Source organism: Streptomyces sp. GESEQ-35 (assembly GCF_017948485.1).
In the GTDB taxonomy this organism is placed as follows: Bacteria; Actinomycetota; Actinomycetes; order Streptomycetales; family Streptomycetaceae; genus Streptomyces.
Genome location: NZ_JAFFSX010000035.1, coordinates 24,210 through 37,459, shown reverse-complemented (window position 1 = coordinate 37,459; position 13,250 = coordinate 24,210). Strand labels below are relative to the sequence as shown.

Here is a 13,250-nt window from a genome sequence, read left to right as displayed (position 1 = left end):
GCCATTCGACCGCCGTACGCCGTTGTTCAGCAGGTCCTCTCCCGGCGCTGAACAACCTGAAGGTGCGAAGAGAACGGATCGGGGCCGGGAGGAAACGTGAGGATCAAGTGAACTCCCGTGCTGCGCCTGCCGATACGGCGGAAGTGCGATTGCGGCCGCCGCTTCCGCTGCCTACCGTGGGCGCCCGTGCGGATGCGCCGGGTGATGGCCTGGTGGCTGTTTGGCTGGACGAAGGCAGGGCGGGCACGTGTCGGGACAACCAGGGCCGGGGCGCACCGAGGGCGAGCTGGATCCGGAGGCGGGACCGGTGCCACGGTTCGCCGCCGAGTTGCGCGCGCTGCGCGAGTCCGCGGGGAAACCCACATACCGGGCGATGGCGCAGCGGGCGCGGTTCGGAGTGACCGCTCTGTCGCAGGCGGCGGCCGGGAAGCAACTGCCGAGCCGCGCGGTGACGCTCGCCTACGTGAAGGCATGCGGCGGTGATGTGATCGAGTGGGATCGGCGCTGGCGCGAGGCGTCGGCCGAGTTGGTCACCGAGGCCGACGACGACACCTCCCGGCCGCCGTACCGCGGCCTGACCCGGTTCGAACCGGGCGACGCCGAACTGTTCTTCGGCCGCGACCAGCTCCTGGAGCGGCTGACCGAGCTGAACCGCAAGCACCGCTTCACCGCCGTCTTCGGCCCGTCCGGCAGCGGCAAGTCCTCGCTGTTGCGGGCGGGCCTGATCCCCCGGCTGCGCACCCCGGGAGACGGGGACGGCGAGGCCCCGCCGGCGGCCGTACGAATCCTCACACCCGGTGCGGATCCGCTCCGCACACACGCCGACCGGCTCCTGCCCGTACCCGGCACCGACGCCGACACCTGGCTGATCGTCGACCAGTTCGAGGAGCTGTACACCCTCGGCGCCGAACCCGCTGACCGGGACACCTTCATCGACCGCCTCGTCGCCGCCATCGACGCCGACAGCCGGCTGCGCGTCGTCATCGCGGTGCGGGCCGACTTCCTCGGCCGCTGCGCCGAACACCCGGGCCTCACCGCCGCGTTGCAGGACGCCACGCTGCTCGCCGGGCCGATGAGCCGCGCGGAGCTGCGGGAGGCCATCGTCCGCCCGGCCGCCGCCGACGGCCTGATCGTCGAACGTTCCCTGACCGACCGCCTCCTCGACGAGGTCGAGGGCGCACCGGGCGGACTGCCGATGATGTCGCACGCCCTGCTGGAGACCTGGCGCCACCGCAGCGGCCGCGTCCTGACCGAGAAGGCGTATGAGGCGGCCGGCGAACTGCGCGGCGCCGTCGTCCGTACGGCCGAGCAGGTGTACGGCGAACTCACCGCACCGCAGGCCGAGTTGGCCCGCCGTATCCTGCTCCGCCTCGTCGCCCCCGGCGACGGCACACCCGACACCCGTCGCCCCACCGACCACGCGGAGCTCGACTTCGGCGGCCCCGCCGACACCCGAGTGGTACTGGAACGCCTGGTCCGCGCCCGCCTGATCACCTTCGACGACGGCACCGTCGACCTCGCCCACGAAGCCCTCATCACCGCCTGGCCCCGGCTGCGCGCATGGATCGACGCCGAACGCGACCGGCTACGCGTCCACCGCTCACTCTCCGAAGCGGCCCGCACCTGGCAGGCACTCGGCCGGGAGAACGCCGCGCTCTTCGCCGGATCCCGGCTGTCCGCCGCCCGCGACGCCTTCTCGCGCGACATCGCACCTGAGGGCCGCCGCAGCGACGAACTCACCCCGCTGGAGCGGCAGTTCCTCACCGCGTCGCTCCGTCGCCGGCACCGCACCGCGCGACTGCGCCGTACCGTCGTGGCCGTACTCGCCGCGCTGGTGCTGCTCGCCTCGGGCACCGCGGTCGTCGCCCTCCAGGCGCGCGCCACCGCGCAGGCCGAACGGGACGACGCCGTCTTCGGCCAACTCACCGCCGAGGCCGACCGGGTCCGCGACACCCACTCCGGACTGGCCGCCCGGCTCGACGTCGCCGCGTACCGCATGCGCTCCACCCCGGACCTGCGGACCCGGCTGGCCTCGGACGCGGGCCGGGTACTGGCCACCCGGCTGCCCGGCCACGACGGTGTCGGCAGCTCCGTGGCGTTCGCACCCGACGGCCGCACCCTCGCCAGCGGCGGCCACGACGGCATGGTCCGGCTGTGGGACACCGGCGGGAGAGCGTTGGGCGAACCACTGCGACTCGGTACCGCACGGGTCAGCGCGATCGCCTTCGCGGCCGACCGCGACCTGCTGGTGGCCACCGGGGAAGGCGGCGCCATCCGGCTGTGGGACGTACACGACCGGGACCGGCCCCGCGCCATCGGCCGACCGCTGGTGAGCCACGACGAGGAGAACATCGTCTCCGTCGCCTTCGCGCCCGACGACCGGACGCTGGCCACCGCCGGCGACGACGGGACCGTACGACTGTGGGATCTCGGCGACCCGGCCGCGCCCGCGCCGATCGGGGAACCCGCCGAGGCCGACTCACGCAGCGTCCGCGCCGTCGCGTTCGCCCCGAACGGGGAGACCCTGGCCACGGGCGGCTACGACGGCACCGTACGGATGTGGCGCTTCGGCGAGGACGACGGGATCGCACCGCTCGGCAAGCCGCTGCGCGAACACACCGCCCCCGTGTGGACGCTGGCCTTCGCTCCGGACGGCCGGACGCTGGCCACGGGCGGCTTCGACGAGACCGTACGGATGTGGGACGCGTCCGACCCGAGCCGCGTCGAGCCGCTGGGTGAACCGCTCACCGGGCACACCGCGCCCGTCATGTCGGTGGCCTTCAGCCCGGACGGTGAGACCCTGGCGACCGCGGGCGAGGACGACTCCCCGATCCTGTGGAACGTGGCCAACCCGGCATACCCGCAGCAGCTCGGGGAGCCCCTGACCGGTCACACGGAGGCCGTGTGGGAAGTGGCCTTCAGCCCTGACGGCCGTACCCTCGCCAGCACCGGCGCCGACCGCAGCGTCCTGCTCTGGCACCGTCCGCCGACGGTCCTCACCGACTTCACCAACCCCCTGACCGCCGTCGCCTACAGCCGGCACGGCCGCCTCCTCGCCGTCGCCAGTACGGACGACGGGCTGATCCGCCTGTGGGACGTACGCCGTCCGGACCACCCGCGCCGGATCCCGCGGACGCTCGGCCACGAAGAAGCGGTGCCGGCCGTCGCCTTCTCCCCGGACGGCCGTACGGTGGCGAGCGGCTTGAAGGACGGCACGGTACAGCTGTGGGACGTCTCCGCACCCGAACGTCCCTCCTCGCTCGGCGAACCGCTGAACGCGCACGAAGGCAGCACCCTCGCCGTCGCGTTCGCCCCGAACGGCCGCACGCTGGCCACCGGCGGCGAGGACGGCACGCTGCGGCTGTGGGACGTACGACGACCGGACCGCGCGCAGCCGCTCGGCGAACCGCTGCGCGGCCACAAGGACGCCGTCTCCTCCGTGGCCTTCAGCCCCAACGGCCGTACCCTGGCCACCGGCAGCTGGGACGACACGGCGCGGCTGTGGCACGTGGGCGACGGAACACACGCACGGCCCGCCGGCGCTGCGCTCACCGGACACGACGAGCAGGTCAACTCGGTGGCCTTCGCCCCGGACGGGAAGACGCTGGCGACCGCGAGCGACGACCGTACGGTCCGGCTGTGGGACGTGGAACAGGCCGATCGCGTACATCCGTTGGGGGAGGAGCTGGCCGAACATCGCGGAGCGGTCAAGTCCGTGGCCTTCGCCCCGGACGGGAAGACGCTGGCGACCGCCGGCGGCGACCACACGATCCGCCTGTGGGACGTGGCCGACCCCGCCAGTGCGGAGCCCGCGGGCCAGGAACTCACCGGCCATGTCGATACCGTCACCTCCGTCGCGTTCAGCCCGGAAGGCGACGCCCTCGCCTCCGCGAGCTACGACCTGACGGCCCGGGTATGGACCCTCGACGCGGACCGCGCGGCGGACTACGCCTGCGACGGCACCGACGGCGTCCTCACCCCTGCCGAATGGGAGGAGCGCTTGCCGCAACTCGGGTACCAGGAGGTGTGCGAGGGGCACCAGTAGCGCTTCGTCACGGCAGGAGCCGTCGCTCCTTGGCGACGGCGACCGCGCCCGCCCGCGTCTCCACCCCGAGCTTGCCGTAGATCCGTCCGAGGTGGGTCTTGACGGTCGCCTCACTGATGAAGAGCGCCCGGGCGATCTCCCGGTTGCCCAGGCCGTGGGCCAGCTGGGCCAGGATCTCGTGCTCGCGGTCGGAGAGGGCGGGGCGCGGGCTGCGCAGCTGGGCCAGCAGCCGGTCGGCCACCGGGGCCGACAGCGCGGTGCGGCCGGCCGCGGCGTTGCGGATGGCCGCGAACAACTCGTCCGGCGGTTCCGCCTTCAGCAGGTAGCCCGTGGCCCCCGCCTCGATGGCGCGGGAGATGTCGGCGTCGGTGTCGAACATGGTGAGCACCAGAACCCGGGGACCCGCCTTCTCTCCGGAGGTCAGGTGCCGGGTGGCCGTCACGCCGTCCATGCCGCCGCCGAGCTGGAGATCCATCAGCACCACGTCTGGGTGCACATGGGCGGCCACGGCGAGCGCCTCCTCGCCGCTGCCCGCCTCCCCGACCACCTCCACGCCGTCGGCACTGGACAGCAGGGCGCGCAGACCGGCGCGTACGACGGCGTGGTCGTCGCACAGCAGCAGACGGACCGGTGACGGCGGCGCCGAGGGACTCACGGGACGGGCTCCTTGGGGGTGTCGAGGACGACGGGGGTGAGGGGGACGGCCACCGACAGGACGGTGCCCTCGCCCGGTGTGGACTCCACAGTCAGCGTGCCACCTGACTGGCGGGTCCGGATGCGCATGGCCGACAGTCCATGACCGCGCGCCCGGTCCGAACCGGGCGACGGCGGACCGTCCACGTCGAACCCGCGGCCGTTGTCGGCGATGTCCAGCGAGATCTGGTCGTCCAGGCAGGTGAGGGTCAGCGCGGCGCGCGTCGCCGCGGCGTGCTCGCGCACATTGGCCAGCGCGCCCTGCGCGATACGAAGGAGGGCCGCCTCGACCCGCTCCGGCAGCCGGCCCGGGGCACCGTCGAGCCGGAACTCCACAGTCAGGCCCGGTCCGCTCTCCCGCTCGGCCAGCGCGCCGAGCGCTCCGGGGAGGGAGTGCTCGGCCAGGTCGGCCGGCGCCAGGTCGTGGACGAACCGGCGCGCCTCGGCGAGGCTACGGGTGGTGATCTCGGCGGCCTTGCCCACGTGCCCGCGGGCCGCATCCGGGTCTGTACGCCAGACCCGCTCGGCGGCCTGCAACAGCATCTGCTGGCTGGACAGCCCCTGAGCGAGGGTGTCGTGGATCTCGGTGGCCAGTCGCTGCCGTTCCGCCAGGACACCGGCCCGCCGCTCGGTGGCCGCGAGGTCGCGGCGGGCGCGGACCAGATCGTCGATCAGGACGCGCTGCCGGGCCGCCTGGCGCTGGAGATGGACCAGTACGGCGGTGGCAACCGCGGCGATGGCCGGCGGAGCCACGACCATGTTGGGGTTCAACGTGCCCTGGTTCACGCGCACTTCGGAGACGACGACCAGAGCGGTGAGCACCGCCACCAAGGGGACGGCGATCCGCGGGGGCAGCGTGTGCAGACCGGCGAACAGCAGCGGCATGGCGCACCAGGTGGCACTCGGCGCGAGGGCCAGCAGCACGATCCATACGGCCGACACGGAACCCAGCCAGATCAGATGGCGCCTGGCGGGCGGCGAACCGGGAGGAGGCGGAGGGGCCAGGAACCGGCCGAGGACGTAGAGCAGACAGAAGGCCGTGAACAGCGCCACCACCCACTCGGTGTGCGTTCCGTCGTGGTCGCGGGTCAGGAAGCGGGCGAACGACGAGCCGAGCAACAGAAAGAACGCGGCGTGCACGATCGTGACCAGCCAGCGCTCGTCCGGGTCAGTGTGTTTCACCCTCCTGTGTCTAACGCGCCGGACACCCGACCGCATCAACCGATCGGCTGACATGAGGGTCGCCCGAACCGCGCCGGGAGCGGAGCCCGTTGACCGAACCGAGAGCACCGTCGACGCCACAAGGCTGTCATCAGGACCCGCACAGCCCGGGAAACACCTCGTCCGGGAAACACCACGTCCGGGAAACACCACTGGGGAAGGCACAGACCTCATGCCCGCGAAGAACCTCGCCGTGAACCGCTCCGTCCTCGGCCACCGCATCGGCTATGCCCTGAGACATCCCGGCCGGGTGCCGCGCCATCTGACCCGCGCCGCCCGGGACATGTGGCTGCGCCACCGCCACCCGGACCACATCGAGTACTACCGCGCGGTGATGCGGTCCGACACCCGCGCCGACCCGGACGCTGCGGTCGGTAGCCGCAGCCGCGAACGATGGCTCGCGCTGGGGGCGATGCAGTTCGACTACCTGCTCGGTCACGGCCTGCTCCCCGAGCACCACATGCTGGAGATCGGCTGCGGCAATCTGCGGGGAGGCTGGCGGTTCATCCGCCACCTGGAGCCCGGGCACTACTACGGCATCGACATCTCTCCCGACATCCTCGCCGCCGCCCAGGACACGATCGTGGAGATGGACCTGCGGAAGCGGCTCCCCACGCTGACCCCGGTGCGCGACCTGACGCTGGCCTTCCTGCCCGACGCCCACTTCGACGTCGTCCACGCGCACAGCGTCTTCTCGCACTCACCGCTTCCGGTCATCGAGGAGTGCCTGGCCAACGTCGGCCGGATACTCGCCCCGGGCGGCTGGTTCGACTTCACCTTCGACCGCACCGAGGGCGAGGAACACCACGTCCTGAGCGAGGACTTCTACTACCGCACCGAGACGCTCGTCGCGCTGGCCGGGAAGTACGGCCTCACGGCCCGCTTCATGGACGACTGGGAGAAACTCCCGCACGGCCAGTCCAAGCTTCGCCTCACGCACACGCCCGGCTAGTACTTCGTGACGTCGGATGCGGCGGGCCGGAAGAACATGGCAGCCGGCCGAGCGTGCCGGTCACCGCGCTCCTACGGCACATCACCCTGGCGATGCTCGCTCATGCCTTCCTTGCCGCCATGGCCTCAGCGGCAGCCGAAAAGGGGGCGGAAGAAACGGTTCCGGCGTTCTCCCGCCGCTCACGGGCACAACCAGGCCATCGCCAGACGGTGCCACTACCGCCGCCGCATCCGAGGTCACGGACGTACACAACCTGACGTGACATCACCCGAGTACGTTCAGGGGGTGGTGAACTTCAGCACGGCACCGTCCTTGTTGTGCGCGACGACGGTCGCCTTGAGGGCGTCGCCGAACCCGGCCTCACCGCCCGCGCCGCCGAGCTGCATCAGCGTGCCCGCCGTCTGGAAGGTGACGTAGTCGTCGCCCACGGAGACATGCACGCTCGTCCCGTTCGCCGTGATGTCCGCCGTGGAGGTCACCAGGACCTCGCACTCGCCGTCCGAACATGCGCCGGTGTTCTTGCCGTCGGCCGCCTTGGGCAGCGGGCCGGTGGGATCGGGCGCGGGCGAGTCCCCGTCCTCGGCCCCCTCGTCGGGCGTCCAGCCCGGAGCGCACTGCTTCGCGCGCTGGTACGCGGCCGCGAGCTGCGGGTCCTTCTTCGTCAGCGCGAGCAGGTCCGGCTCGGGCGAGGTGAGGGACTGTACGAGCTTGTCGACGCCCGCGACACTGCCCTCGGCGTCGTCGAAGGCCGCGCTCGGGGACACCCCGTCGAGGTCGGCCACGACGCCCTGCACCTTCTTCAGCCAGGCGTCGCGCAGCCGGTCAGCCGCGGGAACACCGGACGGGGCGAGGCCGTCCAGGTCGCTTTCCACGTCCTCCACCGTCGACGGTGTACCGGCGAGGTAGCTGACGGCGAGTGACTGGGTGGGGAGTTCGCCCTTGTCCGAGTTCCGGATCTCCTTCAGGTCCGCAGCGCTGTCGGTCCGCAGGTTCTTGATCGCGATCGTCGACTCGCACATGTCACCGACCCACTCCACCAGCTTCTTGGACGGCGTCCGTGTCGGAGCCGGCTCGGCCGACGCCTTGTCCGACGCGCCGGCTTTGTCGTCCGCCCCGCCCCCGCAGCCGCCGACGGCCAGTACCAGCCCGGCGGCCACCACGGCGACGCTCCCCCTCTTCAACATCCAACGACCTCTCTCCGTGCTGTGACCCGGTCCCGCTGCGCGTGCCGGTCGCCGGCACCGCAGGCCCAGTTCAACGCGGCACGGATTGTTCAGTCACCCGGTCCCCGGTCGTGAACAACGCCCGGCGGCGGAGAGTGTTCGAGGCTGTCGAGTTGACGCCGGAGGCGTTCGGCGAGCGTGTGGCGGTGCTGGCCCCGGTACATCGCGGCGGCCCGCCCTGCCGGCCAACCCACGCTCACCAGTGAAGCAAGGTTTTCGCAAGGTTCCCGCCCATAATCACGCCACACCATGCGGACAACGGCCGGTGACCACGAGGGGAGCCACCGGCCGGTATGTACCTGCCGCGAGCGCGTGAGACGCCAAGCCCCGCCGGGATGCCCGGCGGGGCATTCGGACATACGACGCCTTCGGCCCGGTGCTGCAACGGATCAGGAGGCGCTTCCTCCGGGCTGTTGGGTCAGGACGACCTGGATGAGGCCGGGGCCGCACCCCTGGCCCAGACCTTGCGAGCGGCCACATCCCCGGCGACAGCCGGCTGACGGCCGCGGCTGCTTCGTGCTTCGCACCGCCCTCCGCCGCCGGTTCCGACAGAAGACGAGTTCGCGGCACAGAAGGCCAGGCTTCTCAGCTGAGAGCACCCCGCCGTGGACGAGCTCGCTACGGGTGAGGCCGGGAGCCCCCGCCAATGCCCTGACGGTCGGCCCGCTGTGCGACGGCTCGGTGGGCCGGGTCCGTGAACGCCCGCTCCACCGACTGGCGCAGCAGGTCCAACTCCGCTTGTACCGATAGCCCGGCTGCGGAAGGAGCAGAGTGCCCAGCCTCACCATGTCATCGCTGCGGGCGAGCAGTCGCCAGGGGGTCCAGCGGAGCAGTCCATGGATCGCGTTGTGCTTCTCCGGCTCGGTCAGCGGGAGTTGCAGGTCCGGCGTCGCGGGTGGCTGCCTGCGACGTACTGGTCAGCGGTGTCGCTGAATCCGTCTCCGTCCGGTGAGGTCGAGCATGACTCGTCAAAGCACTTGCCTCTGTGCGGGCTTCAGCCCCATGAGGCAACGGCTCCTTCCAATTTCGGCCATGCGGCCACCTGGCGCACGTCGGCTGCCGTGACGGACCGGCGCAGAGCGCGACACTCTGAACAGGCATCAGCCTTCACCCGTACCCCTTGTAGTACCCCTGGCCGCCGACGCGGCAGGAAGAGCCCGGATACGGAGAGGCGACGTGCCACAGCAGCAATCGCGAGGACGCACCAGTCACCCCCTGCCCACCGCCCGCCTGCTGCGCGGCGCCGCACTGACCGCGAGTCTGGCCTTCCTCCCCCTGGCCACGGCCTGTAGCGGCGGCGAGGACGACGCGGCGGCGAGCAGCAAGTCGTCGAAGATATCCGCCGCCCCGGCGGCCGGAGTCGTGGCGCCGGCGAAGGTCGAGGTGATCGCCTCCCTGACCGGGTGCAAGCCCAAGATCCGCATCGAGGCGGAGGAACTGCGTCAGGGCCTCTGCCACACGGAAAAGGTCGACTACCTCATCACCACCTTCCCCGAGGAGAAGTACAAGCAGATCTGGCTGGACTCCGCCGCCATATACGGAGGCAAGTACCTGGTCGGCACACGTTGGATCGTCAGCGCGAAAGAGCCGAAGATGCTGGAGCAGTTCCGTACCAAGATCGGCGGAACCATCCAGCAACTACAGGGCATGGGCCCGACTGCGGGGCCGAGTTCGTCGTAGCGGCACTCCCGTCCCCATGGCCCGGCCGACGAGGCGTCACGTACTCGTCACCGGACATGGTCCCGGTCCGGCGCCGAACGTGAGGCGATGACCTTGCCGACGAAGCAGCCGCACCCTGTGCCACCGCCGGCGTCGCCCACGCGGTCGGCTACACCAGCCCCTCGCAGTTCAGTCGCGAATGCCGCCGCCAGTTCGGCACACCACCCGGCAAGGACGCCACACACCTACGCGACATCCATGGACAGAACACCTAGCCGGCGGCCGGTTCGTAGGCGCTGATGACGTACAGGGCCTCGTCGTCGATGGCGTTCTTCTCCCGGTCCAGGGAGATCCGTACCGGGTGCCCGTCGGCTGCGTACTCTGCTTCCGCCGTGTCCGCTTGGTCGCGCCGGGCCTGTTCCAGTTCCTCCAACAGCTCGCCCAGGGTGGGCACTGCGTCGGGGATGTCCTGCACCAGCCGCCGACCGCTGTCGTCGAGGCCCACGGCCTTGACCACCTTGCCGTCCCGGACGCTTACCCGGAAGGTCCCGAGCAGGGACCGTTCCCCTTCACTCGACGCCAGCGTGTAGGCGTACGAGGCAGGCTCCTGCCAGCCGGTCACGCTCTCCTCAGAGGTGCCCTTCTCGGTGCCGCAGGCGGAAAGTGAGCACATCAAACCCGCGATCAGCACGGCACCGGACCGGACTGAACGGGGGCGGGAGCGTACGGCAGTCATGGCGGCCCCTTCTCACGCGGCTACAGCTATGACGTCGCACAGCCCAGCAACGTTCGGGGGGTTCGTGTTCCTTGCGGCCGTGGGCAGAGGGTTGTCACGGGCCGCGCCAGATGTTGTCGAAGGCGGCGTCTTCGATGCTTCGCCGTTGCCGTACGGCCGCCAGTTCCGTCACCGCTTCGCTGACGGCCGCCAGTACGGTCACGACCGTCTCGTCGGTGAGGCCCGCGAGATCTTCGGACGGCTCGTCGGGGATCCCTACGGCGGCGGCGAGAGCGGCGAGGACGGGCTCGCCCGATGCCCAGCGCTCGGCCGCGTGGCGCCGGGCCGGTGAGTCGGGCAGTGCCGTTCGGTCGGTGCGCAGGGGAATCCAGCGACGGCGTTGCCGGGTGATGTCTCCGTCCGTCTCCAGGGCCGCGAGATAGGCCGCGTGCAGGCCGCGGCCCCGGCGCCACAGCCAGTCCTCGACGGACTCGTACGGTGCCTGCCGGGTGAGGGACGACGCCGCCTCGTTCAGCATCCGGTCATCCAGGTCGCCAGGCGGGGCGGGGACGATGCGGTCGTCGTCCAGGGTCAGGGCCCGGGCGTCGGCGAGGTCGAGCAGCTCGGCTCCCGCGAGGGCCAGGGAGACGTCGCCCTGTTCGGCGGGGTGGTCGGCGGTGGTCTCGTCCAGGGTGACGAACAGCAGGTCCCGTGGTGTGGTCATGTCGGACTTCCTGTCAGAGGCGTCGGTGGTCCGCGGCCGAGTCGCCGTCCGCCGGAGCGGGTGATGGTACCCGGGCGGCTTCCCGCGCCACACGGTGGTGGTGCGGCCTCGACGAGGACACCACCTCCTGGTCGTCCTGGAACGCCTACGCCGAAGAACTCGCCCAGGACACCGGGGCCCACGCGGTACGCATCTCCGGCGGCGGCGTCACCGGACCCGCGTTCTTCGACCACGTCCGCCGCATCGGCCGACCGGTCATCAACTCGCCCAAGGGCCAGACCACTCCACTGCCGCCGGACCTGGTCCAACGCCCCGTCATCGCGCCGCGGATCTACTGGACCTGGTCCCTGGCATGGCGCCGCAGCCCTCGCCGTCGTCGACGTTCTCGGTGACGACGACGCGGACTTCGGAATCCATCGGCCGGACGCCTGGCTGCCCAAGGACGACCCGCACCGGCGGTAGCCGGCGCGGGACTCAGCGCGTCTTCGTACCGTCACTGCGCGCCCGCTGAAGCGTGAAGGTGTCGACCGCCTCGACCTGGCCGTAGAGACCGGTGACGGCGTAGTACGTGACCGCCATCGTGGTGCGGCCACCGGGCCGGATGCCCGGGTCGACGGTGAAGGCGACGAAGCCATAGGGGTTGACGCGGTCGCGAACCGCCGACCACGGCGCCGGCTCCGTCAGATGGACCGGGGACTTCTTGCCGTTGGCACCCGCGGGTCCGACACCCGTGATGACGTTGCACTGGGGAATGTCGAACAGGACGTCCATCGAGGGGATCGAGGTGCCTCCGCCCCCGATCACCATGTGGACGGTTCCGCCGGTGGTGTCGACGAGGTCGGTGCGGGTGGCCGCCGGGTCGGGCGTCATGGTGTCGTTGGGTTGGTGACCGCGGATCGGGTGTGATCGTTCGTAGTGGTGCTCGTGACCGCAGACGACCACGTCGACGCCGTACTCGTCGAACAGCGGCAGCCATTCCTGGCGGATGCCGAGATCGGCGCCGTTGCCGGGGTGGTCGGCGGTGGAGATGACGACCTGGTGCATGACCACGACGATCCAGTCGATGTCGTCGTCGGCGCGGGTGCGGGCGAGTTCGGCCTCCAGCCAGCGGCGCTGGGCTCCGCCGGAGTAGCCGCGGACGTAGGAGTTGCCGCCGTCCTGGAGGGCCACGTCGTCGTTGGCCAGACTCACGACACGCACCGAGCCGACGGTGAACGCGTACCACAGCCCTCGGGTCTCAGGATCACCTCCGTGGCCGGGCAGCGAGAAGTACGTCTGGTAGGCGCCGAATCCGATCGGCCCGTTGCCCAGCTCGTTCTCGTGGTTGCCGGCCGCCGGCATCCAGGGCCGGAAACGGGCCGACCGGCTCGTCATCTCGAACCAGTCCGCCCAGGTGCGGAGGCGGTCGGTGGCGAGATTGGCGTAGCACAGGTCGCCGTTGACGAGATGGAAGAGCGGAGCGATCCGTTCGACTGCGGTGGTCACGTCGTTGGCGTACGGCGAGCCGAGATTGTCGTTGAGGTAGGTGAGCTTCGCGGTGATCTTCGGCGGCATGGGCCCGTCCAACTTCCCGACCGTGGGGGTGCCCTGGTCGCCGAAGCTGGTGAAGGTGAAGGGCGCCCTGCCGCTCGGCCCCGTGCGGAAGGATCCCGGTTCGGGCGTCGCCCCGTCGTGGACCGCGGCGTAGACGTAGTCGGTGCCGGGCCGCAGTCGCTCCAGCCGGGCGTGGTGAACGTAGATCGTCCGGCCGGACTGGGCGTCTTGGTAGAAGGAGGTCTGCGCGTCGGTCTCGTTGCCAGGCCCGTGGGTCGGCGTGCCGAGCAGAACCCGTGGCCGTCGCACGGGCACCGGTGTCTGCCACGACACGACGACCTCGCGTGAGGCGTCGGCGCCGAACTGTAGATGAAGGCCGCTCACGGGCGGCATGCCCGACCCCTCTGGCCGGACCCACAGAGCGGGAGATGCTGCCGCCGGCCTCGAATCGACGAGGGTGGTGGCTCCCGCCGCCGCACCTGCCG

At 71.2% G+C, this 13,250-nt stretch carries 9 protein-coding genes and 1 pseudogene; 4 read left to right on the top strand and 6 right to left on the bottom strand.

All coding sequences use genetic code 11. The features are described from left to right. Positions 1-247: 247 nt before the first annotated feature. A complete protein-coding gene (locus KCH87_RS43170) occupies positions 248-4,045 on the top strand; it encodes a WD40 repeat domain-containing protein (RefSeq protein WP_210593424.1) in 3,798 nt (1,265 codons plus the stop codon). Between the two features lie 7 nt (positions 4,046-4,052). On the opposite strand, the gene KCH87_RS43165 is transcribed toward KCH87_RS43170, so the two are convergent. Then, positions 4,053-4,700, bottom strand: a complete 648-nt coding sequence (locus tag KCH87_RS43165; protein ID WP_210593423.1) for a response regulator transcription factor — start codon at positions 4,698-4,700, stop codon at positions 4,053-4,055. Beyond that, entirely contained in the window at positions 4,697-5,956 is a 1,260-nt protein-coding gene (locus KCH87_RS43160; RefSeq protein ID WP_210593506.1) for a sensor histidine kinase, read from the bottom strand. Before KCH87_RS43160 ends, KCH87_RS43165 begins: the two co-directional genes overlap by 4 nt. A gap of 175 nt (positions 5,957-6,131) precedes the next feature. Between KCH87_RS43160 and KCH87_RS43155 the strand changes: the two genes are divergently transcribed. Continuing rightward, a complete protein-coding gene (locus tag KCH87_RS43155; protein WP_210593422.1) occupies positions 6,132-6,911 on the top strand; it encodes a class I SAM-dependent methyltransferase in 780 nt (259 codons plus the stop codon). A 278-nt stretch (positions 6,912-7,189) separates the two neighbouring features. On the opposite strand, the gene KCH87_RS43150 is transcribed toward KCH87_RS43155, so the two are convergent. Beyond that, on the bottom strand, positions 7,190-8,095 hold the full coding sequence (locus KCH87_RS43150; RefSeq protein WP_210593421.1) for a hypothetical protein: 906 nt from the start codon (positions 8,093-8,095) through the stop codon (positions 7,190-7,192). 1,215 nt (positions 8,096-9,310) lie between these two features. On the opposite strand from KCH87_RS43150, the gene KCH87_RS43145 reads away from it, so the two are divergent. Further along, on the top strand, positions 9,311-9,814 hold the full coding sequence (locus KCH87_RS43145; RefSeq protein ID WP_308299054.1) for a hypothetical protein: 504 nt from the start codon (positions 9,311-9,313) through the stop codon (positions 9,812-9,814). Between the two features lie 250 nt (positions 9,815-10,064). Here KCH87_RS43145 and KCH87_RS43140 read toward each other — a convergent pair whose 3' ends face one another. Together KCH87_RS43140 and KCH87_RS43135 are read right to left on the bottom strand one after the other, a co-directional pair. Then, complete coding sequence (locus tag KCH87_RS43140) at positions 10,065-10,529, bottom strand: DUF6174 domain-containing protein (protein ID WP_210593420.1); 465 nt, start codon at positions 10,527-10,529, stop codon at positions 10,065-10,067. A gap of 94 nt (positions 10,530-10,623) precedes the next feature. After that, positions 10,624-11,232, bottom strand: a complete 609-nt coding sequence (locus KCH87_RS43135) for a GPP34 family phosphoprotein (protein WP_210593419.1) — start codon at positions 11,230-11,232, stop codon at positions 10,624-10,626. Between the two features lie 107 nt (positions 11,233-11,339). On the opposite strand from KCH87_RS43135, the pseudogene KCH87_RS43130 reads away from it, so the two are divergent. Beyond that, a pseudogene (locus tag KCH87_RS43130) lies at positions 11,340-11,694 on the top strand (LysR family transcriptional regulator); the annotation flags it as partial. 12 nt (positions 11,695-11,706) lie between these two features. On the opposite strand, the gene KCH87_RS43125 reads toward KCH87_RS43130, so the two are convergent. After that, on the bottom strand, positions 11,707-13,158 hold the full coding sequence (locus tag KCH87_RS43125) for a metallophosphoesterase family protein (protein ID WP_247197680.1): 1,452 nt from the start codon (positions 13,156-13,158) through the stop codon (positions 11,707-11,709). Between the last annotated feature and the right edge of the window lie 92 nt (positions 13,159-13,250).

What these genes read in the sequence shown, in the direction of transcription:
- KCH87_RS43160 (WP_210593506.1), bottom strand. Translation starts at nt 5,956, where the DNA reads ATGCGGTCGGGTGTCCGGCGCGTTAGACACAGGAGGGTGAAACACACT.
- KCH87_RS43155 (WP_210593422.1), top strand. Translation starts at nt 6,132, where the DNA reads ATGCCCGCGAAGAACCTCGCCGTGAACCGCTCCGTCCTCGGCCACCGC.
- KCH87_RS43150 (WP_210593421.1), bottom strand. Translation starts at nt 8,095, where the DNA reads ATGTTGAAGAGGGGGAGCGTCGCCGTGGTGGCCGCCGGGCTGGTACTG.
- KCH87_RS43140 (WP_210593420.1), bottom strand. Translation starts at nt 10,529, where the DNA reads ATGACTGCCGTACGCTCCCGCCCCCGTTCAGTCCGGTCCGGTGCCGTG.
- KCH87_RS43135 (WP_210593419.1), bottom strand. Translation starts at nt 11,232, where the DNA reads ATGACCACACCACGGGACCTGCTGTTCGTCACCCTGGACGAGACCACC.
- KCH87_RS43125 (WP_247197680.1), bottom strand. Translation starts at nt 13,158, where the DNA reads ATGCCGCCCGTGAGCGGCCTTCATCTACAGTTCGGCGCCGACGCCTCA.